The organism is Mesorhizobium sp. L2C084A000 (assembly GCF_000502875.1).
Lineage (GTDB): Bacteria > Pseudomonadota > Alphaproteobacteria > Rhizobiales > Rhizobiaceae > Mesorhizobium.
Genome location: NZ_AYWX01000004.1, coordinates 64046 through 83965, shown reverse-complemented (window position 1 = coordinate 83965; position 19920 = coordinate 64046). Strand labels below are relative to the sequence as shown.

21 protein-coding genes and 2 pseudogenes are annotated in these 19920 nt (G+C 63.0%); 11 read left to right on the top strand and 12 right to left on the bottom strand.

Going from position 1 to position 19920, the window contains the following annotated elements; genetic code table 11:
* Window positions 1-70: 70 nt before the first annotated feature.
* The 6 genes from X735_RS154525 to X735_RS154550 all read right to left on the bottom strand — a co-directional run bounded on the left by X735_RS154525 (window position 71) and on the right by X735_RS154550 (window position 6330).
* Window positions 71-865 (bottom strand): SDR family oxidoreductase, encoded by a 795-nt coding sequence (locus tag X735_RS154525; protein ID WP_023810657.1) that lies wholly within the window; start codon window positions 863-865, stop codon window positions 71-73.
* Window positions 866-897: 32 nt separating this feature from the next.
* Window positions 898-1893 carry an inositol 2-dehydrogenase gene (iolG, locus tag X735_RS154530; RefSeq protein ID WP_023810656.1) on the bottom strand — a complete coding sequence of 332 codons (996 nt, stop codon included), beginning with the start codon at window positions 1891-1893 and terminating at the stop codon, window positions 898-900.
* A 202-nt stretch (window positions 1894-2095) separates the two neighbouring features.
* Window positions 2096-2863, bottom strand: coding sequence for an ATP-binding cassette domain-containing protein (locus tag X735_RS154535; protein WP_023810655.1), 768 nt, complete (start codon window positions 2861-2863; stop codon window positions 2096-2098).
* Between the two features lie 2 nt (window positions 2864-2865).
* Complete coding sequence (locus tag X735_RS154540; protein ID WP_023810654.1) at window positions 2866-3942, bottom strand: ABC transporter permease; 1077 nt, start codon at window positions 3940-3942, stop codon at window positions 2866-2868.
* Window positions 3943-4054: 112 nt separating this feature from the next.
* Entirely contained in the window at window positions 4055-4996 is a 942-nt protein-coding gene (locus X735_RS154545; RefSeq protein ID WP_023810653.1) for a sugar ABC transporter substrate-binding protein, read from the bottom strand.
* A 302-nt stretch (window positions 4997-5298) separates the two neighbouring features.
* Window positions 5299-6330 carry a LacI family DNA-binding transcriptional regulator gene (locus tag X735_RS154550; RefSeq protein WP_023810652.1) on the bottom strand — a complete coding sequence of 344 codons (1032 nt, stop codon included), beginning with the start codon at window positions 6328-6330 and terminating at the stop codon, window positions 5299-5301.
* A 168-nt stretch (window positions 6331-6498) separates the two neighbouring features.
* Between X735_RS154550 and X735_RS154555 the strand changes: the two genes are divergently transcribed.
* From X735_RS154555 to X735_RS154560, 3 genes and pseudogenes are all read left to right on the top strand, one after another.
* Window positions 6499-7611: a fatty acid desaturase family protein gene (locus X735_RS154555; RefSeq protein ID WP_023810651.1), complete on the top strand. Its 1113-nt coding sequence runs from the start codon at window positions 6499-6501 to the stop codon at window positions 7609-7611.
* Window positions 7612-7705: 94 nt separating this feature from the next.
* Window positions 7706-8096 (top strand): annotated as a pseudogene (locus X735_RS01000000165760) (MocE family 2Fe-2S type ferredoxin).
* Window positions 8093-9331: an FAD-dependent oxidoreductase gene (locus X735_RS154560; RefSeq protein ID WP_031213034.1), complete on the top strand. Its 1239-nt coding sequence runs from the start codon at window positions 8093-8095 to the stop codon at window positions 9329-9331. Before X735_RS01000000165760 ends, X735_RS154560 begins: the two are co-directional and overlap by 4 nt.
* 11 nt (window positions 9332-9342) lie before the next feature.
* Here X735_RS154560 and X735_RS154565 read toward each other — a convergent pair whose 3' ends face one another.
* The 6 genes from X735_RS154565 to hslV form a co-directional block, all read right to left on the bottom strand.
* Window positions 9343-10302: a DUF1402 family protein gene (locus tag X735_RS154565; protein WP_023810649.1), complete on the bottom strand. Its 960-nt coding sequence runs from the start codon at window positions 10300-10302 to the stop codon at window positions 9343-9345.
* A gap of 231 nt (window positions 10303-10533) precedes the next feature.
* Window positions 10534-11847 carry an ATP-dependent protease ATPase subunit HslU gene (gene hslU, locus X735_RS154570; protein ID WP_023810648.1) on the bottom strand — a complete coding sequence of 438 codons (1314 nt, stop codon included), beginning with the start codon at window positions 11845-11847 and terminating at the stop codon, window positions 10534-10536.
* Between the two features lie 4 nt (window positions 11848-11851).
* On the bottom strand, window positions 11852-12451 hold the full coding sequence (locus X735_RS154575) for a DUF2585 domain-containing protein (RefSeq protein ID WP_023810647.1): 600 nt from the start codon (window positions 12449-12451) through the stop codon (window positions 11852-11854).
* Window positions 12452-12503: 52 nt separating this feature from the next.
* A complete protein-coding gene (locus tag X735_RS154580; protein WP_023810646.1) occupies window positions 12504-13664 on the bottom strand; it encodes a hypothetical protein in 1161 nt (386 codons plus the stop codon).
* Window positions 13661-14173 carry a GNAT family N-acetyltransferase gene (locus X735_RS154585; RefSeq protein ID WP_023810645.1) on the bottom strand — a complete coding sequence of 171 codons (513 nt, stop codon included), beginning with the start codon at window positions 14171-14173 and terminating at the stop codon, window positions 13661-13663. Before X735_RS154585 ends, X735_RS154580 begins: the two co-directional genes overlap by 4 nt.
* A gap of 71 nt (window positions 14174-14244) precedes the next feature.
* Window positions 14245-14796, bottom strand: coding sequence for an ATP-dependent protease subunit HslV (hslV, locus tag X735_RS154590; RefSeq protein WP_023810644.1), 552 nt, complete (start codon window positions 14794-14796; stop codon window positions 14245-14247).
* 242 nt (window positions 14797-15038) lie between these two features.
* Between hslV and X735_RS01000000165755 the strand changes: the two are divergent.
* The 8 genes and pseudogenes from X735_RS01000000165755 (at window position 15039) to X735_RS154625 (ending at window position 19909) form a co-directional block, all read left to right on the top strand.
* Window positions 15039-15714: pseudogene (locus X735_RS01000000165755) on the top strand (imidazoleglycerol-phosphate dehydratase).
* Between the two features lie 4 nt (window positions 15715-15718).
* The gene (locus tag X735_RS154595; protein ID WP_023810643.1) at window positions 15719-16195 is read left to right on the top strand and encodes a DUF2628 domain-containing protein; all 477 of its coding nucleotides are present in this window, start codon (window positions 15719-15721) and stop codon (window positions 16193-16195) included.
* Entirely contained in the window at window positions 16195-16854 is a 660-nt protein-coding gene (gene hisH / locus X735_RS154600; protein ID WP_023810642.1) for an imidazole glycerol phosphate synthase subunit HisH, read from the top strand. The genes X735_RS154595 and hisH overlap by 1 nt, the downstream gene beginning before the upstream one ends.
* On the top strand, window positions 16851-17141 hold the full coding sequence (locus X735_RS154605; protein ID WP_023810641.1) for a DUF1330 domain-containing protein: 291 nt from the start codon (window positions 16851-16853) through the stop codon (window positions 17139-17141). Before hisH ends, X735_RS154605 begins: the two co-directional genes overlap by 4 nt.
* A gap of 4 nt (window positions 17142-17145) precedes the next feature.
* Window positions 17146-17889 carry a 1-(5-phosphoribosyl)-5-[(5-phosphoribosylamino)methylideneamino]imidazole-4-carboxamide isomerase gene (gene hisA, locus X735_RS154610; RefSeq protein ID WP_023810640.1) on the top strand — a complete coding sequence of 248 codons (744 nt, stop codon included), beginning with the start codon at window positions 17146-17148 and terminating at the stop codon, window positions 17887-17889.
* Window positions 17886-18722 (top strand): arginase family protein, encoded by an 837-nt coding sequence (locus X735_RS154615; RefSeq protein WP_023810639.1) that lies wholly within the window; start codon window positions 17886-17888, stop codon window positions 18720-18722. Before hisA ends, X735_RS154615 begins: the two co-directional genes overlap by 4 nt.
* Window positions 18719-19513 carry an imidazole glycerol phosphate synthase subunit HisF gene (gene hisF / locus X735_RS154620; RefSeq protein WP_023810638.1) on the top strand — a complete coding sequence of 265 codons (795 nt, stop codon included), beginning with the start codon at window positions 18719-18721 and terminating at the stop codon, window positions 19511-19513. The genes X735_RS154615 and hisF overlap by 4 nt, the downstream gene beginning before the upstream one ends.
* A gap of 72 nt (window positions 19514-19585) precedes the next feature.
* Window positions 19586-19909, top strand: a complete 324-nt coding sequence (locus X735_RS154625; RefSeq protein ID WP_023810637.1) for a phosphoribosyl-ATP diphosphatase — start codon at window positions 19586-19588, stop codon at window positions 19907-19909.
* The last annotated feature ends 11 nt before the right edge of the window (window positions 19910-19920 follow it).

Here is a 19920-nt window from a genome sequence, read left to right as displayed (position 1 = left end):
CGCGTCGCTACGCTCCTTGCTCCGCCCGTGGATGACGAAATTATGGTCGTTTCCGCTAGACTCGCCGATCCTATTCCGGCGAAGCCCCCGCAATGCTCTGGTCATAGTCGACCAGCGATCCGGTCATGACGCCCGACTGCGGGCTGACCATGTAGCTGATCAACCGTGCTAGCTGGTCCGGCTTCACCAACTGGCCCATCGGCTGCGCCGCTTCGGCCTTTGCCAGCCAGTCGTCCGGCGCATCGTGCCATTTCTTCTGCACGATGTCCTCGCCCTCTGTGTCCATCCAGCCGGGCAGCACCGCGTTGCAGCGGATGCGGTTGTGGCGATAGGCATTGGCGACGTTCTTGGTCAGCGTCATCAGCGCCCCCTTGCTGGTCGAATAGGGCGTCAGGAACGACTGGCCGGTATGCGCAGACATCGACAGCACATTGACGATCGAGCCGGGTGCCTTCTTTTCCAGGAGATGCGCCACCACGCCCTGCATCAGGAAGAACGGGCCGCGCACATTGGTGTCGAAGATGGTGTCGAACAGCTCTTCGCTGGTTTCGACCAGCGAACCGCGCGCCGATGTCGCGGCGGCGTTGACCAGCGCGTTGATGGTGCCGAAATGCGAGATCGCGTTGGCAACGGCGCGCTTGCAGTCGGCCACTTTAGAGACGTCGGCGCTGATGAAGATCGCGTCGACGCCCGCTTTCTTGAAATGGGCGACGGCCTTGTCGCCCTTCTCTTGCGAGCGGCCGATGAGCGCCAGTGCCCGGCAGCCCTCGTCGGCCAGGGCTTCGGCAACGGCAAATCCGATCCCCTGGGCGCCACCGGTGACGATGGCGCGTGTCTGTGAATTGCGATCGGCTGATGCGCTCATCGCTCTGCTCCTGTGGTTATTTCCAAGGGTTCTTACTTGTCGAGACGGACGGTCTTGCCGGTCGTTGCTGATTTCAGCGCCGCGTCGGCCAGCTTCAGCGCCACCAGCCCATCCGCACCGCTCGGCGACGCTTTCTTGCCCGAGGTCGCGGCTGTGATGAACGCGGCGATCTCAATGGCATAGGCGTCGAGGTAGCGGGTCATGAAGAAGTCGTGCAGCGGCGGGCGGGTGTAGCCCTTCTCGTTGGCCAGTTCGATCGACACCGGCCGCTGGTTCTCGGCCGCGATCATGCCTTTCGAGCCATGCACCTCGATGCGCTGGTCGTAGCCATAGGTGGCGCGGCGCGAGTTGGAGATGACGGCCTGCTTGCCGGAAGCGGTTTCGAGGATGACGCTGACGCTGTCGAAGTCGCCGGCGGCACCGATCTTCTTGTCGACCAGCACCGAGGCATGCGCGCTGACCGCCACCGGCTCTTCGCCGAGCAGGAAGCGCGCCATGTCGAAATCATGGATGGTCATGTCGCGAAAAATGCCGCCCGAGCGTTTGATGTAGTCGATCGGCGGCGCGCCGGGATCGCGCGAGGTGATGGTGACCATCTCGACGGTGCCGATGGCGCCGTCGTCGATAGCCTTGCGCACGGCGGCGAAATGCGGGTCGAAGCGCCTGTTGAAGCCGACCATCAGCGTCGCCTTGGTCTTCTCGACCACGGCCAGGCACTTCTCGACGCGCTTGACGTTGAGATCGATCGGCTTCTCGCAGAAGATCGCCTTGCCAGCCTTGGCGAAGCGCTCGATCAGATCGGCATGGGTGTCGGTAGGCGTGCAGATGACGACGGCGTCGATATCCCCGGATTTCTCGATGGCGTCGATGGTCCGCACCTCGGCGCCATAGGCGCTCGCCAGTTCAGTTGCCGCCTTCTCGAACGCATCGGCGACAGCAACCAGTTTGGCCTGCGGATTGGAGCCGACGGCGCGGGCATGGACCTTGCCGATGCGGCCGGCACCGAGGAGGGCGAANGGCGACAGCAACCAGTTTGGCCTGCGGATTGGAGCCGACGGCGCGGGCATGGACCTTGCCGATGCGGCCGGCACCGAGGAGGGCGAAGCGAACAGTCATGATATTTCCTCTGGGGGGATGGGTTAGAGAGAGTTGTGTCCACACCTTCCCTGAGGAAGGGGCAAGATTGCTTCAAGCACGCATATCGTCCTCAAAACAGGATGACCATCCTGTTTAGGCCGCGAGTTCCGCCTCCCCGGTCTTGGCGCCGGTGATGTAGGAGACGATGTCGTTTCCGTCGGTGTTCTCCTTGCGCAGATTGGCGACGATGCGGCCGCGCCGGAACACGACGATGCGGTCGCAGAGATCGAACACCTGGCGCATATTGTGGCTGATCAGGATCAGCGGCTCGCCATTGTCCTTGAGCGTGCGGACGATGTTTTCGACCTGCGCGGTCTCCTGTACGCCAAGGGCGGCGGTAGGCTCGTCCATGATGATCAGCTTGGAGGCGAACGTCGCCGTCCGGGCGATCGCCACGCACTGGCGCTGGCCGCCCGACATGTGGCGGATGGTGTTGGACAGATTGGGGATCTTCACCGCCGTGCGGACGAGCGCCGCCTCGGTCGCCTTGCGCATGTATTTGCGGTCGAGGATCGAGAACGGGCCGAGGTTGAACAGCACCTTCTCGCGGCCGAGGAACAGGTTCGACGGCACGTCGAGATCGTCGGCCAGCGCCAGGTTCTGGAACACGGTCTCGATGCCCGCCGTGCGAGCCTCGATCGGCCCGGCAAAATTCACTTCCTTGCCGTCGAACCAGATCTGGCCGCTGGTGCGCTGCTCGACGCCGGTGATCTGGCGCACGAAGGTCGACTTGCCGGCGCCGTTGTCGCCCATGATGGCGACATGCTCGCCCTTGCGCAGCTCGAAATTCGCGCCTTCCAGCGCGTGCACGCCGCCATAGCGCTTGGTCAGGTTTTCGGTCTTCAGGACGATGTCTGACATGGTCATGCCCTCATTGCCCGCAGGCGTTGGCGCCACTGGTCGAGAACCACCGCACCGACGATGATCACGCCCTTGACCATCTCCTGGTAGTAGGCGTCGAGGCGCAGGAAGGTGAAGCCGGAGATGATGACGCCGAAGATCAGCGAGCCGATCACCGTGCCGATGATCGAGCCGCGGCCGCCCGACAGGGAGACGCCGCCGATGACCGCCATGGCGATGGCGTCGAGCTCGTACATCACGCCCATGCCGGACTGCGCGGTCAGGTTCTTGGAGCTCAGCACCACGGCGGCGAGCGCGGCGAGAATGCCGGCGATGACGTAGACCAGGATCTTGTGGTTGGCGATCTTGATGCCGGACATGCGCGCGGCATCTTCGTTGGAGCCGATCGCATAACAGTGCTTGCCGTACCTGGTGTAGGTCATGATCAGCTGGAACAGGATGGCCAGCGACAGGAAGATGACGACGGGCATCAGGCCTTTGCCGATGCCGGCGAAACTCTCGGTGGGAAACGAGATCGGCTGGCCCTTGGACCACCATTTGGCGATGCCGCGCGCGGTCACCATCATGCCGAGCGTGGCGATGAACGGCGGAATGCGCGTGTAGGCGATCAGCGCGCCATTGACCAGGCCGGCAAACAGGCCGCAGGCGATCGCCACCAGCAGCGGCACGATGACAGGCAGGTCCGTCCAGCCTTGCGCCAAAAACATCGCCTTGGGATTGGGGTTGCCGTTGACCGTCGCCACCTGGGCGAAGCTCATGGCGATCATGGCGGTCGCGCCGACGATCGAGCCCGAGGACAGGTCGATGCCGCCGGTGATGATCACTTGCGTCACGCCGATGGCGATGATGCCGACGATCGACACCTGCAGGATGATGATCTGCAGGCGCGCTTCGTTGAAGATGCCGCCGACGTCGCTGCGGGTGTTGAACAGGAAGCTGTCGCCGAGAAAGACGCGGCCGATCAGTTCGAAGATGACGACGAGAATGACCAGCGCTAGGAAAACATTGAACTCGGCCGGCCATGTGCGCTTCCTCGCATCATAACCGACGCCGCCGACGCCATGAGATGTCTGTGCCACGTATCCTGTCCTCCATCAGCCGCGGTCGCCCTCGCGCCGTGCCGGCGCCGAGGGAGAGAGGGGAGCGGCGCTGTCTTGGTCGAGCGCCGCTCCGTATCGAACCGTTGGCGGCTCAGTTCTTCTTCAGGAACTTGTCGATGTTGGCCGGCGTCACCAGCTGGAAGGGCACGTAGACCTTGTGCTCGATCTTCTCGCCCTTGGAGAGCTTGAGCGCCGCATCGAGAGCGCCGGCGCCCTGGCCGGCCGCGTCCTGGAACACGGTTACGTCGAGGTCGCCCGCCTGCATTGCCGCCAGCGCGTCCTGGGTGGCATCGACGCCGCCGACGACAACCGCCTTCATGTCGATGCTGCCGGCCTTCATCGCCTGGATGGCGCCGATGGCGCTTTCGTCATTGTTGGCGATGACGCCGTCGAACGGCTTGCCGGTCGACAGCCAGTTGGTCATCAGGTTCTGCGCCTCGTCGCGGTTCCAGTTCGACGTCTGCTTGTCGATGATCTTGATGAAGCTGCAATCCGGCGTCGCGATCACATCGTCGATGTCCTTGGTGCGCTGCACGGCGGCCTGGTTGGAAAGCTCGCCCATGATCACATAGACATTGGCTTCCTTCTTGCCGGCTTCCTTGAACAGGCGGCAGACTTCCTTGGTCTCGAGCGTGCCGGAATCGGCTTCGTTCGAGGCGACGAAGGCCTGGTTGTCGGGCAGCGTATCGACATTGACCGGCTCGCGGTTGACATAGACCAGCGGGATCTTGGCTGCCGCGGCTGCGTCCGACATCGCCTGGGTGGCCGAAGTGTCGACCGGGTTGACGATGATGGCATCGACGCCGGAGGCGGCGAAGTTCTTGATCTGGTCGAGCTGCTTGGCAACGTCGTTCTGCGCGTCCTCGACCTGCAGCTCCACGCCGCTCATGCCCTTGGCCTGCTCGATCATGCCGTTGCGCAGCACGGTCAGGAAGTTGTCGTCGAACTTGGCCATCGACACGCCAACCTTGGCGGCCAGGGCGGATGAGCTCATCAGCGCCGCGAAGGCGACGCCCAAAATCAATTTCTTCATTGTGTTTCTCCTCCACATATTGGTGTCCGGTTTCACCGATTTATCCGGAATCCCCGATCTCCCCGGGGAATCTCTCCCTGATATCTTTTCTATTCCGGATGACGCTTGCCTCCTGGCTGGAACGTCAAACCCTCTGTTTGAAACAGATGTTCCGGAACGAAAGAACCAAAATACACAGATGATGAAATATTTATTCCATTTCACATCGGGGCGTCAAGGGCGATTCCGCGGCCTGCCGGCCGATTTACGCATCGCTCTGATGGATTCTATCATTTGCCTCGGCGGCCTTGCGCGGCGGCGGGCTAGATGTTTTCCGGCAGGTAGATGTCAAAGGGCAGGAAGGTCTGGCCCGGAGCGTTGGCGGCGCCGGTTTCGATGGCATGCGCCATCAGGTCGACAAGCTCACGGCACAAAGCGGCGAGCGGGGTCGAGATCACCATGGTGAGGATGTTGTCGGCGAGTGCCGCGCGCGACTCGGCGTTGATCTCGTTGCAGACGACCACCGGCATGGTCGCGGGCTTCGCTGCCCGCAGCGCCGAGACTGCGCCTTCCATGCCGCCGCCCGCGACGTAGCAGCCGGCAAGATCCGGATAACGTGCCAGAAGATCGATCATCGCGTCATGGGTCACCTGGTTGGCTTCCAGATTGACCAGCGTCTCAAGCACGCTGAACTCCGGCGCGTGCTCGCGGAAGAAGGAGCGAAAGCCGATCTCACGCAGCTCATGGCCGTGGAAGCGGTGGCTGCCGACGAAGAGGGCGACCTTGCCGGGCCGCTTGGCTGCTTTGGAGATCATCCATGCGGCGGTGCGCCCGACCTTGCGGTTGTCGAGGCCGATATAGCCCTCCCGGATGCCGGCGGCAAAGTCGGACAGCACCGAAAAAACCGGCTGCCCTCTCGCCTTCAAGGTTTCCACGACCGCTGTCAGGGTCGGATGGTCCGGACCGACAACGGCGATGGCCCTCGATTTCGCCGCCAGCCTGCGCATCTGGGAGGCGATCTCGTCGGGAGCCAGGGAACTGGCGAAATCGATGGTCGCAACGCCGCGGAAGCGCTGCGATTGCGAGATGGCCAGTTCAAGTTCCCGCGCGAAGTCGCCGTAAAAGGCATCATTGCCCCGCAGCAGCAGGAAGCCCAGCCGGTACTCCGGCAATTCCTGGCGCATGCGCTGCTTGATAAGGCCGGCGGCGTGGTAGCCGATATCGGTAGCGGTCTCGTAGACGCGGCGCGCTGTCTCTTCGCGCACCGGCAGCCGGTTGTTCAGCACGCGGTCGACGGTGGCGACACTGACGCCCGAGATGCGCGCCAGATCTGATATTGTCGGCCGCTTCACCATGCTCGCCTCGTCGGGTTTGCTTGAGCCTTCGTATATCATCCTGATGGGAAATGATAGAAACTATCTTTGTGATGTTGAGTCCATCATCGGTCGGCGTTACTTTGATGCTCGAAACCAAGGGATTTCACGGCATCGCTCTGGCGGATGCCTTTGCCGAGGGAGGCAATCATGTCCACTGCGCCGTCCCGGCGTGACTACAGCCTGATCGGCCGCGACGCCAGGCTCGCCGTCGAGACCGGCCTGTCGGCGGCCGAGTGGTATCACACCGACGTACCGCGCAAGCAGATGAAGGAGCTGATGCAGCGCTCCGACGGGCCGGCGATCCGCGATACCATCATCTGGATCGCAGCCATCCTGGGCTCGGCCGCCGGCATCATCTGGTTCTGGGGCACGTGGTGGGTGGTGCCGTTCCTGCTCGTCTATGNGCCGTTCTTCTTCGTCTATGGCGTCCTCTACGGCTCCTCGACGGATTCGCGCTGGCACGAATGCGGTCATGGCACCGCCTTCCGGACGCAGTGGATGAACGATGCGGTCTATCAGATCGCCTGCTTCATGATCATGCGCAATCCGGTGACCTGGCGCTGGAGCCACACGCGCCACCACACCGACACCGTCATCGTCGGCCGCGACCCGGAAATCTCGGTCATGCGGCCGCCTGATCTGGTTCGCGCCATGCTGGGCTTCGTTGGCGTGCTCGACGCCTGGCGTGCGATGTCAGACATGCTGCGCAACGCCGCCGGCAACATCAGCGCCGCCGAAAAGACCTTCATTCCCGAACAGGAACAGCCCAAGGCGATCCGCGTCGCCCGCATCTGGACGGCGGTCTATGCCGCCATCGTCGGGCTGGCGCTCTACACCGGTTCGTTCCTGCCGCTGATGCTGGTCGGCCTGCCCAGGCTCTACGGCGCCTGGCACCATGTCATGGTCGGGCTGCTGCAGCATGGCGGCCTGGCCGATAACGTCACCGACCACAGGCTGAACAGCCGCACCGTCTACATGAACCCGATCAGCCGCTTCATCTACTGGAACATGAACTACCATGTCGAGCATCACATGTTCCCGATGGTGCCGTACCATGCGCTGCCGAGGCTGCACGAACTGATCAAGCACGATCTGCCGGAACCGACACCGTCGATCTTGGCCGGCTATCGCGAGATGATACCGGTCTTCCTGCGCCAGCTGCGCAATGAGGACTATTTCCTCAAGCGCAAGCTGCCGCCGACCGCACGGCCATATCGCGAAGAATTCCACAACGACACTGTCGCCGCCGCGGCGGAATGATCGTGCTTCCATCCGATCTGGAATATTTATTTAACGCAATTCCGGACGGAAAGCCGCTGCGCACTTTTCCTGGATTTGCTTTGGGAGGACTTGAATGAGCGACTGGGTCGAGGCCTGCGCCACCGGCGACATAGACGAGGAGGATGTGATGCGCTTCGATCATGGCGGCCGCTCCTTCGCCATCTATCGCAGCCCCGACGACGAGTTCTTCGCCACCGACGGCCTCTGCACGCATGAAAAGGTGCACCTGGCCGATGGGCTGGTGATGGACGACATCATCGAATGCCCCAAGCACAATGGCCGCTTCAACTACAAGACGGNACCTGGCCGATGGGCTGGTGATGGACGACATCATCGAATGCCCCAAGCACAATGGCCGCTTCAACTACAAGACGGGTGACGCCCGCGGCGCCCCGGTCTGCGTCAATCTCAAGACCTATCCGGTCAAGGTCGATGCCGGCAAAGTCCTGATCCAGATCGGATGACTGACATGGCGGGGGGGATGCTCATCATCGGCGCCGGCGAATGCGGCGGGCGGGCGGCATTGGCGCTGCGCGACCTCGATTATCGGGGGCCGGTGACGCTGGTCGGCGACGAGCCGCATCTGCCCTACGAGCGCCCGCCTCTGTCCAAGGAGGCGATGGCCAGCGATGCGCCCGAGATCAAGGCGATCGCCAGCGACGCAATTCTGGCCGAGAAATCGATCCGGCATATACATTCCGTCCAGGCCGTGGCGATCGATCGCGCGGCGCATGCGGTGCGCCTGTCGGACGGATCGGTCCTGCCCTACGACAAGCTCCTGCTGGCAACCGGTTCGACGCCGCGCAAGCTGCCGATGCCGGGGTTGGGTCCGCGCTGCGTCTATCTCCGCACCTTTGCCGATGCGCTCGCCATTCGTGCGCATCTCACCGCCGGCAACCGCATCGCCATCATCGGCGGCGGTTTCATCGGTCTCGAACTCGCGGCCGCGGCCCGCAAGCTCGGCACTGATGTCACCGTCATCGAGGCGCAGCCGCGCATCCTGATGCGCGGCGTGCCGGCGGAGATCGCAGAAATCATCCATGATGCGCACGTCGCCGAGGGTGTGGATATCCTGTGCGGGGATGGCATCGCGTCCATCGCCGACGACGGCAACAAGGTGCGCATAGCGCTTGCCGGCGGCCGGGAAATCGTCGCCGACCTCGCGATCATCGGCATCGGCGCCGTGCCGGTGACCGGGCTTGCGGCCGAAGCTGGGCTGGCGATCGACAACGGCATTGCCGTCGATGCCGAGCTGCGCAGCAACGATCCCGACATCTTTGCCGCCGGCGATTGCTGCTCGTTTCCGCTCGCCGTCTATGGCGGCCGCCGCGTACGGCTGGAAGCCTGGCGCAACGCCCAGGAGCAGGGCGCGCTGGCGGCCAGGAACATGCTCGGCGCCGGCGAGGCACATACGGCGGTGCCGTGGTTCTGGTCGGATCAATACGGCCTGAGCCTGCAGATCGCCGGGCTGTCCGACGAAGGCCGCAGCACCGTGCGCCGCGACCTCGGCGATGGCGCCTTCATCCTCTTCCATCTGGCTGAAGACGGCAGGCTGGTGGCGGCCAGCGGCGTCGGCCCCGGCAATGCGGTCGCCCGCGACATCAGGCTGGCCGAAATGCTGATCGGCAAACGGGCGAAGCCGGCGCCGGAAGCGCTGGGATCGCAGGATGTGAAGCTGAAGTCGTTGCTGGCGGCCTGAGCTCAAACCCGCTAAAACAACGCCTTCAGCTCAGCCAGCTTGTCGTTGACCAACCAGCCGTAATAATTCTCCTCGGGCAGCTTCTCCGGCTCGCCGGCGGCGCGGCGCCTGTCGTTCTCCGCCTTCAGCGCGTCGGCGCGCTGCTCCGGATTGCCGACATTGTAGAGCGTGGCGGTCAGCCCGGGATTGCCCGAAATGTCGAAGCCGGCAATGCTTTTGTAGGCATCGATCGATTTCCTGATCGTCGCGGCGACGTAAGGCAGCGTCAGGTCGGGATCCATGATGGTCTTGTAGACCGAATTGGGATCGCCGACGTCGAGCCTGGGCAGGCCCGAAACCTTGTGCACCAGATCGCTCATCTGCAGGGCGGTCAGCGGATTGAGCTGACCCAGGCCGAAGGTCTGGCCGGCATAATAGGGCTGGAAGAAGGTGGCGCCGAAACGGTCGTCGGGAAAGTTCGTCCCGCCGACCGACTTGCCGCGAAACGAACGGTTCCACACCTGTTCGCGGCATTCCCACAGATCGTAGCTGTCGGACATTGCGGCGCATTTCTTGAATTCCGGCCGCTGCACGAAATCGGTGATGTCCTCGCCGTCATAGGCGAAGGACAGCTTGCTGGAGAGATAGGAGATCGCCTTGACGTAGTAGGTCTGCAGCCGGTCATAGGCATCGACATTGTAAGTGTGCTCGCCGACGATGGCGCCGACGATGTGCAAGGGATCGATGCCGTAGGTGGCGGCTGCCTTCTTGATCTTGCCGCGCAGATCGGCGTCGTTCTGCAGCAGGGCGTAGACCTTGCGGTACTTCGCCTGGAAGCTGGTGTTGGTCGCTTGCGTGCGCCGGCTGGAGGCGCCCGGAATATCGGGCTGCACGGCATTGCGATTTCCCGGCGGCACCAATGTCGCTGCCTCGGCGGCGAACAGCGTCGCCGCCAGCGTCAAGCCGAGAATAACCAGAATCAGTTTTTTCATGCACCCGCCGCCCAAGCAATTCCAGGAAAAGTGTGAAACGGTTTTCCGGAATTGCGTCAAACCAAGAGATCGAGAATTGCCGCGCAAACTAGGTAAAGCTCTTGGTCGAGTCGAGAGCGCCCCTTCACCCGGCACTACGAAAGCTGCCAGATGATACCATCTGGCCACACATGATTTTGCTGGCCGGAAAATGTTGCCTGGACCGGCGCCGGAACGTTCCGGCGCCGTCGTTCAAAGGATGAACCGCGACAGGTCGGTATTCCTGGACAGGTCGCCGACATGCTTTTCCACATAGGCGGCGTCGATGGTGACGCTGGTTCCGTTGCGGTCGGGCGCGTCGTAGGAGATTTCGTCCAGCACCCGTTCCATCACTGTCTGCAGTCGTCTTGCGCCGATGTTCTCGACGCTGGCGTTGAGGTCGACGGCAATGCCGGCCAGCGAATCGATCGCGTCGTCGGTGAAGGTCAGGTCGACGCCCTCGGTCTTCATCAGAGCGATATACTGCTTGATCAGGCTGGCCTCTGTCTCGGTCAGGATACGGACGAAATCGTCCTTCTCCAGCGCCCGCAGCTCGACCCGGATCGGCAGGCGGCCCTGCAATTCCGGCAACAGGTCTGACGGCTTGGACACGTGGAACGCACCCGAGGCGATGAACAGGATGTGGTCGGTCTTCAGAGGTCCGTATTTGGTCGCCACCGTGGTGCCTTCGATCAGCGGCAGCAGGTCGCGCTGCACGCCTTCGCGGGAAACGCCGGCGCCCATGCCGCCTTCACGCGACGCGATCTTGTCGATCTCGTCGAGGAAGACGATGCCGTCATTCTCCGTCGCATCGAGCGCCCGGCGCACCACCTCGTCCTGGTCGAGCAGCTTGTCGGACTCGTCGTTGACCAGCAGGTCGTAGGATTCCTTCACCGTCGTCTTGCGCATCTTGGTCTTCTTGCCGCCCATCGCCTTCGACAGCATGTCGTTGATGTTCAGCACGCCGATATTGGCGCCCGGCATACCGGGGATTTCGAAGCCGGGCATGCCGCCAGCGCCGGTGTCGGCGACCTCGACCTCGATCTCCTTGTCGTCGAGTTCGCCGTCGCGCAGCTTCTTGCGGAAACTATCGCGGGTGGCCGGGCTCGCCGTCTTGCCGACCAGCGCTTCCAGCACGCGTTCCTCGGCGTTGACGTGGGCGCGCGCCTTGACGTCCTCGCGCATCTTCTCGCGCACCAGGCCGATGGCGATCTCGACCAGGTCTCGGATGATCTGCTCGACGTCGCGGCCGACATAGCCGACCTCGGTGAACTTGGTCGCCTCGACCTTGACGAAAGGCGCACCGGCGAGCCGCGCCAGGCGGCGCGAAATCTCGGTCTTGCCGACGCCGGTCGGCCCGATCATCAGGATGTTCTTCGGCATCACCTCTTCGCGCATCTGGCCCTCCAGCTGCTGGCGGCGCCAGCGGTTGCGCAAGGCGATGGCCACGGCGCGCTTGGCGTCTTTCTGGCCAATGATGAAACGGTCGAGTTCCGAAACGATTTCGCGGGGAGAAAATGTGCTCATATCACTAAATTCCACTTTGCCACTGCTTGATGGCCTCGAACGGATGCAGCAGCATGATCACGTTGAGTGTCAGATTGTCCCGGATGAGATAGCCGGTACCGAGTTCGAAGATGATGGCAAGGCTGACGATCACCCATATAGGTAGCCTTCGCGCCATCACAAATCCCAGCACCATGGCCAGTGTGTCGGACACCGAATTGATGATGCTGTCGCCGTAATAGTCGAGCGAGATGGTGCCGGCGCGGTAGCGCTCGATGATGAACGGGCTGTTTTCGAGCAGCTCCCAGCCGCCTTCGATGAAGACGGCGAACGCCAGCCTCAGTCCGATCGGCGAACGCGGGAACAGGAATTTGGCCAGCGCATAGAACAGGAAGCCGTGGATGATGTGCGAGAACGTATACCAGTCCGAAATGTGCTGGGAATTCTCCGAACTGTTCACCACGCCGTGCCAGAGTTTCACATAGCCGCAGGTGCAGATCGGCGCTCGCCCCATGCCGTAGAGCGCCCCAGCCTGGAAGATGACCAGGGCAAGCACCAGCAGAAGCCCCATCCGCCAGCTGTCTTCATAGGCCGAATAGCTGCTCTCCGTGGCCGGTGTCGTCATCGGTTCATTCCCCCTCGTTTCGCGTCGCCGTGTCGATCATCACAAAGCCTTGTCACGCCTTCAGCGGCGGTAGCCGGCGGATCACGGCAGCCGGCAAGGTGGGTTTGACCACAATCCGCCGGATACGCTGCCAGCCAGCCCCGAACAGAATAATCAGCGCGCCAACAACGACCAGGATCAAGGCAAAAGGCGGGATACCCGTCGAATCGGAGGCGGAATTCACCAGATAGTAGATGCCCAGCGAGCCGAAGTAAGCCAATGTCGGAACCAGAAGCGAACGGCGGTCGATGGCAAGCGCGACATAGAGGAAGCCAAGGATCAGAATCGTCAGCATGATGGTTGCATTGGCATCCGGCGCGATATGTCCGAATACGACGTTCTGGCCGGTTGCCATGATAAACAGCGGATGCACCAGCATGGGCGCCGAGACGACATGCAGCCAGAAAGCGCAATCAGACCAGATCTTGCGTCGATCCCTGTCGTAAATGTCAAAAGCTACACCCGTTGCGAACACGATCAGGCCGCAGATCAGCGGCATGTAAAGTGCCGCGCGGAGCAATTCGGGAACATCCTCAATACGCGGCGGCGCAATCGCACCCGCTGTCACGCTGTCATACAGGATTATCGCCGTTTGCAGGAAGGCAAGCAGTGTAAAGGCGATGGCGATAGCCCCGGCAATGATGGGGACGCGAAAACGCCAGAAATAGATCGCCGCCGCGATTATTCCTCCGCCCAGGAACAGATATCCGGCCTGGGACGCCTTCTGGCGCAACGCCAATAGCTGCCAGATAGTCTCCGGCTTGCGTATGCCGAAGCTGGACTCCACCTGTAGCGCCAGAGCGGCCAGAATGGCGGCCATGAAAATCAGGGCAAGCACGGACGACGATAATTTCATCCGGTGCTGACGCGTGACAATTTCGGCAAGCCCCCAGGCGAAAACCGCGAGGATGCCGGCGATCCAGAATGTCTGGCCTGGAAGCAAGGTGGTGAGGACAAAGAAGAAGCCGGCGCTGAGCAGAACGGTTCCAACGGTGACGAACAGATCGTTGCCGCCGCCGACCAGCCGCAGGTTTTCCTCGTCACCCTCGTCATCGGCGCGCCTGACCTCGGGGGCGAGAGCGACCGCGCGTTCCATGGCCTCCAACTGATCGCGCAGGGTCTGCGAGATCAAACCTTTCGCGACTGCCTTGTCGAGTGTTTCGGCGCTGATCAATTGGGCTCCTGCGTCGCGTCGCGCGCCATCATCAAGGCAGGCCCGTACTCCGATGTTCTGGTGTCAAAGGCAACAAAGCCAGCCTTTTCATAGGCGCGGATGGCCCTGACATTGGCGGGATCAGGATCGATGATGACGCGCGGCACGCCTTCGTCGAAAAGCTGTTCGACGAACTGGCGCACGATTGCCGAGCCATGGCCGAGCCCGACCAGCTCCGGCCGGCCGATCGACAGGTCGATGCCGAGCGTGCCGAACGGCTGGTCGGCATAGGGATGGCCGTCCTCCAGATGCGGATCATAGGTCTGCAGATAACCGATCGGCTTGCCGTCGAGTTCGATAATCAGCGGCTCGACGGAAATCGAGTCGATGTGCTCGCGGATCTGCGCGATCTCGATCTCGGGATCGTCCCACCACTCGGCGACATGCGGTTCGGCGAGCCAGCCGGCGATCATCGGCAGGTCTTTCTCGGTCACCGGCCGAAAATCATAGCTATCTTCTTGTTGGACCATGATCTCTGGACGAACGGAACCGTTCGTCCGAGAAAACCGGTTTCCACGTTTCGGGATCATGGTCGGCCCGCTCAGCCGACATCGAGCGTTTCGACGACGAAGCTGTTGTTGGTGTAGACGCAGATGTCGGATGCGATCTGCATCGCCTTGCGGGCGATCTCCTCGGCATCCTTGTCGCTGTCCATCAGCGCGCGTGCCGCCGCCAGCGCGTAATTGCCGCCCGAACCGATGGCCATGACGCCGAATTCGGGTTCGAGCACGTCGCCGGTGCCGGTCAGCGCCAGCGAGACCGACTTGTCGGCCACCAGCATCATCGCCTCGAGCCGGCGCAGATAGCGGTCGGTGCGCCAGTCCTTGGCGAGTTCGACGCAGGCGCGCGTCAGCTGGTCTGGATATTGTTCGAGCTTGGCCTCGAGCCGTTCCAGCAGCGTGAAGGCGTCGGCGGTGGCACCGGCGAACCCGGCGATCACATTGCCGCCCTTGCCGATGCGGCGCACCTTCTTGGCGTTGCCCTTCATGATGGTCTGGCCAAGGCTGACCTGGCCGTCGCCGGCGATCACCACCTTGTTGCCCTTGCGCACCGTCACGATGGTCGTGGCGTGCATGGTCAGTTCATTGGACATTTCCTGGCTCCGAGCAGCGCCATCCCGATAAGGCGATCGGCGCGGTACGAGTAACTTTGATCGGCCATATGTATGCATGGGGCCGGTGATTGCAAATCGCTCTCTGGCAAGGCCGATACCGCTGTCAGAGGCAACTGGCAATCGCCGGATCATGCTGCTAGAAGGCTTTCGTTTTCAAGCCTGCGAGCGCTTGAAGCCTCTGAGCCGGTCACGATGTGAACCTCTGGGACAAGGATAGAGTGATGCCGCCCCGTTCCGCCGAAGCAAGCCGCAAGACCAAGGAAACCGACATCTCCGTGTCGGTCCATGTCGACGGCTCCGGCAAGTCGGATATCGCCACCGGGGTCGGCTTCTTCGACCATATGCTGGACCAGCTGTCGCGCCATTCCCTGATCGACATGACGGTCAGGGCCAAGGGCGACCTGCATATCGACGATCACCACACGGTCGAGGATACCGGCATCGCGCTCGGCCAGGCGCTGGCCAAGGCACTGGGCGAGCGGCGCGGCATCATGCGTTATGCCTCGATCGACCTTGCCATGGACGAGACGCTGACGCGNCAAGGCACTGGGCGAGCGGCGCGGCATCATGCGTTATGCCTCGATCGACCTTGCCATGGACGAGACGCTGACGCGCGCCGCGATCGACGTGTCCGGCCGTCCCTTCCTGGTCTGGAACGTTGCCTTCTCATCGCCGAAGATCGGCACCTTCGACACCGAGCTGGTGCGCGAGTTCTTCCAGGCGCTGGCGCAGAATGCCGGCATCACGCTGCATGTCACCAATCACTATGGCGCCAACAACCATCACATCGCCGAGACCTGCTTCAAGGCGGTGGCGCGCGCGCTGCGCGTTGCCCTCGAACGCGATCCGCGCCAGCCGGATGCGGTTCCCTCCACCAAGGGATCGTTGAAGGGATGAGGCCATGGCCACCTATGTCGTGATGGAACCGGCAGGCCGCAGCGAGAAGGCCGATGCAACGGCCTTTGTCCGCGATGGCTTCACCTGGCTGGGCCTCCTGGTGCCGCCGCTATGGTTCGCCTGGCATCGGCTGTGGATCGAGGCAGCGCTTGCCTTCGTCGTCATGGGCCTGCTTTCGATGCTGGGCCAGAAGCTCGGCCTTGGTCTGGCCGGCTCGCTGCTGTCACTGTTGGTTTCGCTCTATGTCGGACTGGAAGGGCAAGGCCTGCGCATCGCGGCACTTCGCCGGCGCGGTTGGCACGAATGGGGCGCGGTCGAAGCCGGTTGGCTCGACGACGCCGACACACGCTATGCGCTGGAAGCGGAAGCGCTTGCCGATGAGGTTGTGCCGGCGCCGCGCATGGTCCCCGATGCTGCCCTGGCGCGGCCAGCGCAGCCGGGCATGGCGCTGGGGCTGACCCACATTCCGGGAAGAAGCTGATGCGGGTTGCGATCATCGATTACGGTTCGGGCAATCTGCGCTCGGCCACCAAGGCTTTCGAGCGCGCGGCGCGGGAAGCCGGCATATCGGCTGCTATCGACCTGACATCGGATGCCGAACGGGTGCGCACGGCCGACCGCATCGTCCTGCCCGGCGTCGGCGCCTATGCCGACTGCGCGGCCGGCTTGCATGCCCTCGAAGGCATGTGGGAAGCGGTCGAGGAGGTGGCTATCGACAAGGGCCGGCCGTTCCTCGGCATCTGCGTCGGCATGCAGCTGATGTCCGAGCGCGGCCTGGAAAAGACAATCACCAACGGCTTCGGCTGGGTATCAGGTGACGTCAAGGAGATCACGCCGGCCGATCCGACGCTGAAGATCCCGCAGATCGGCTGGAACACGATCGAGCTCAAGCGCCAGCATCCGCTGTTTGCCGGCATACCGACTGGCGCAAGCGGGCTGCATGCCTATTTCGTGCATTCCTACCATCTCGATGCGGGCAAGGCGGAAGAGGTTCTGGCGGTCGCCGACTATGGCGGCCCGGTGACGGCGGCCGTCGCCCGCGACAATCTCGTCGGCACGCAGTTTCACCCGGAAAAGAGCCAGGCGCTGGGCTTGGCGCTGATCACCAATTTCCTGCGCTGGAGCCCTGAAAACCGATGAGCAAGAAGGGCTACTGGATGGCGATGGTCGAGGTGACCGATCCGGAAAATTATCCGCTATACATTGCCGCCAACAAAGCGGCTTTCGACAAATATGGCGCAAAATTCCTGACCCGCGGCGGTCGGTCGTCGAGCCCGGAAGGGCCATCGGGCAATCGCCATGTCATCATCGAGTTCGAGAGCTACGCGGTCGCACTCGCCTGCTTCCATTCGCCCGAATACCAGGCGGCGCTGAAATTCCGACGCCTCTATTCGACGTCGCATTTCGCCATTGTGGAAGGCGCCTGAACGGATGATCCTTTTCCCGGCGATAGATCTCAAGGACGGCCAGTGCGTGCGCCTCAGGCATGGCGACATGGCGACCGCGACCATCTACAACGATGATCCTGCCGCCCAGGCGCGAGCCTTCGAGCAACAGGGCTTCGAATGGCTGCATGTCGTCGACCTCAACGGCGCCTTCCAGGGCCAGAGCGTCAACAGTGCGGCGGTCGGCGCCATCCTCAAGGCAACGAAGAACCCGGTGCAGCTCGGCGGCGGCATCCGCACGCTGGCGCAGATCGAGGATTGGCTCGATCGCGGGCTGGCCCGCGTCATCCTCGGCACGGTGGCGGTGCGCGATCCCGACCTGGTCAAGCAGGCCTGCAAGGCGTTTCCGGGCAAGGTCGCCGTCGGCATCGACGCCAAGGGCGGCAAGGTCGCCGTCGAGGGCTGGGCCGAGGCGTCGAGCCTTGGCGTCATCGAACTGGCGAGGAAATTCGAGGGCGCCGGCGTCGCCGCCATCATCTACACCGACATCGACCGCGACGGCGTTTTGACCGGCATCAATTGGGACGCCACCATCGACCTCGCCGATGCCGTGTCGATCCCGGTGATCGCTTCCGGCGGCCTCGCCTCGATCGCCGACATCGTGCGCATGACCATGCCCGATGCGCAAAAGCTCGAAGGCGCGATCTCCGGGCGCGCGCTCTATGACGGCCGCATCGATCCGGCCGAGGCCCTGGCGATCCTCCAGGGCAGGGCGGAGCCGCGGACGTGAAAATTTCCATCATCCTGGCCTCCTATGACAGCGGCCATTACCATGGCGGCATGGGCCAAGGTCCGGACGCGCTGGTCTCGGGCGGGCTCGTCGAAGCCTTGACGATGGCCGGTCACGACGTCGCGGTCGGGGACATCGGCAAGGTCGGAGACGATCAGGAGCGCGAGATCGCCACCGGCTTTGCCGTCTGCAACGCGGTTGCGAGCGAGGTTCGCCTTGCCCGTGACGCCGGTCGGTTTCCCATCGTCCTTGCGGGAAACTGCCTGACCAGCGCCGGCGCGGTCGCCGGTGAGGACGCCGATGCGATCATCTGGGCCGACCAGCATGGCGACCTGAACACGCCCGAGACATCCACATATGGCTTTCTCGACGGCATGGCGCTGGCGACGGTGCTTGGCCTGTGCTGGCGGCCGATGGCGTCGGCCATTCCCGGCTTCAGGCCGATCGATCCGTCGCGTTGCGTGCTCGTCAACGCGCGCGATCTCGATCCGGCGGAAAGACAGCTTCTCGAGACCTTGCCGATCGTGCGGACGGAATGCTCCGGGGTGGCCCAGGCGGCCGAAAGACTGAAGATCGCCGGCGCCAGACGCGTGCACATGCATCTCGATATGGACGTGCATGATCCCCGGGAGCTGCAGGCCAACCGCTATATCACTTCGGGCGGCCCGAGCCCGGAACAGCTGCGCGACGCCACTTGCGCCATGGCGCTGGCGGTGCCGGTCGTCGGCATCACCGTCTCCGCCTACGACCCGGCCTTCGACGCCCAGGCCGATGTTCCGCCGCTGGTTGGCCAGTTGCTGAACGATCTCATCGCCACGATAGAGGGCCGCTGATGCTGAAAGCCCGTGTCATCCCCTGTCTCGACGTCAAGAACGGCCGTGTCGTCAAGGGCGTCAACTTCGTCGATCTCGTCGACGCCGGCGATCCGGTCGAGGCGGCCAAGGCCTATGACGCGGCCGGCGCCGACGAACTCTGCTTCCTCGACATCACCGCTTCGTCGGACAATCGCGAAACCATCTTCGACGTCATCGCACGCACCGCCGAACAATGTTTCATGCCGCTGACCGTCGGGGGCGGCGTGCGCCAGGTCGCCGATATCAGGAAGCTGCTCTTGGCCGGCGCCGACAAGGTGTCGATCAACACGGCCGCGGTGAAGAACCCGGATTTTGTTGCCGAGGCCGCCGACAAGTTCGGCAACCAGTGCATCGTCGTCGCCATCGACGCCAAGAAGGTGTCGAGCACCAGTGAGACCGACCGCTGGGAGATCTTCACCCATGGCGGCCGCGAAAAGACCGGCATCGATGCGGTCGAGTTCGCCCGGAAAATGGTCGATCGCGGCGCCGGCGAGATCCTGCTGACCTCGATGGATCGGGACGGCACCAAGGCCGGCTACGACATCGCGCTGACCCGCGCGATATCAGACGCCGTGCGCGCGCCGGTGATCGCTTCCGGCGGTGTCGGCACGCTCGACCACATGGTCGAAGGCATTCGCGACGGCCATGCCGGCGCGGTTCTGGCGGCGTCCATCTTCCATTTCGGCACCTACACGATAGCGCAGGCCAAGGCACATATGGCCGCCGCGGGGCTGCCGATGCGGCTGGACTCTGTGAATAATCGGCCCTAAAGCATGATCCCGAAAAGTGGGAACCGTTTTTCGGAAAAAGATCATGCTTAAACAAGCAGATAGATGACGGCCATGACCGAGTTTTCACTGTCAGATCTGGAAAAAATCGTCGGGGAACGCGCCCATTCCGGCGACCCGGACTCGTGGACGGCAAAACTGTTCGCGCGCGGCATCGACAAGGCGGCGCAGAAGCTCGGCGAGGAGGCGGTCGAGACGGTGATTGCCGCCGTCAAGGGCGACAAACAGGCCATCGTTTCGGAAAGTGCCGATCTTATATATCATTGGCTTGTCGTTCTCGGCCTCTCCGGGGTTCCGCTGAGCGACGTGCTCAGGGAACTCGAAGGCCGCACCGGGCGTTCGGGGATCGCCGAGAAGGCGTCACGGCCCAAGGGCTGACCGCGAGGAGG

Excerpts from the sequence above, each read along its gene's own strand:
- X735_RS154545 (WP_023810653.1), bottom strand. The coding sequence starts at position 4,996 with ATGAAGAAATTGATTTTGGGCGTCGCCTTCGCGGCGCTGATGAGCTCA.
- X735_RS154625 (WP_023810637.1), top strand. The coding sequence starts at position 19,586 with ATGACCGAGTTTTCACTGTCAGATCTGGAAAAAATCGTCGGGGAACGC.
- X735_RS154585 (WP_023810645.1), bottom strand. The coding sequence starts at position 14,173 with ATGGTCCAACAAGAAGATAGCTATGATTTTCGGCCGGTGACCGAGAAA.
- hslV (WP_023810644.1), bottom strand. The coding sequence starts at position 14,796 with ATGTCCAATGAACTGACCATGCACGCCACGACCATCGTGACGGTGCGC.
- hslU (WP_023810648.1), bottom strand. The coding sequence starts at position 11,847 with ATGAGCACATTTTCTCCCCGCGAAATCGTTTCGGAACTCGACCGTTTC.
- hisH (WP_023810642.1), top strand. The coding sequence starts at position 16,195 with ATGCGGGTTGCGATCATCGATTACGGTTCGGGCAATCTGCGCTCGGCC.
- X735_RS154595 (WP_023810643.1), top strand. The coding sequence starts at position 15,719 with ATGGCCACCTATGTCGTGATGGAACCGGCAGGCCGCAGCGAGAAGGCC.
- X735_RS154605 (WP_023810641.1), top strand. The coding sequence starts at position 16,851 with ATGAGCAAGAAGGGCTACTGGATGGCGATGGTCGAGGTGACCGATCCG.
- X735_RS154525 (WP_023810657.1), bottom strand. The coding sequence starts at position 865 with ATGAGCGCATCAGCCGATCGCAATTCACAGACACGCGCCATCGTCACC.
- X735_RS154550 (WP_023810652.1), bottom strand. The coding sequence starts at position 6,330 with ATGGTGAAGCGGCCGACAATATCAGATCTGGCGCGCATCTCGGGCGTC.
- X735_RS154560 (WP_031213034.1), top strand. The coding sequence starts at position 8,093 with ATGACTGACATGGCGGGGGGGATGCTCATCATCGGCGCCGGCGAATGC.
- X735_RS154565 (WP_023810649.1), bottom strand. The coding sequence starts at position 10,302 with ATGAAAAAACTGATTCTGGTTATTCTCGGCTTGACGCTGGCGGCGACG.
- hisA (WP_023810640.1), top strand. The coding sequence starts at position 17,146 with ATGATCCTTTTCCCGGCGATAGATCTCAAGGACGGCCAGTGCGTGCGC.
- X735_RS154535 (WP_023810655.1), bottom strand. The coding sequence starts at position 2,863 with ATGTCAGACATCGTCCTGAAGACCGAAAACCTGACCAAGCGCTATGGC.
- X735_RS154575 (WP_023810647.1), bottom strand. The coding sequence starts at position 12,451 with ATGACGACACCGGCCACGGAGAGCAGCTATTCGGCCTATGAAGACAGC.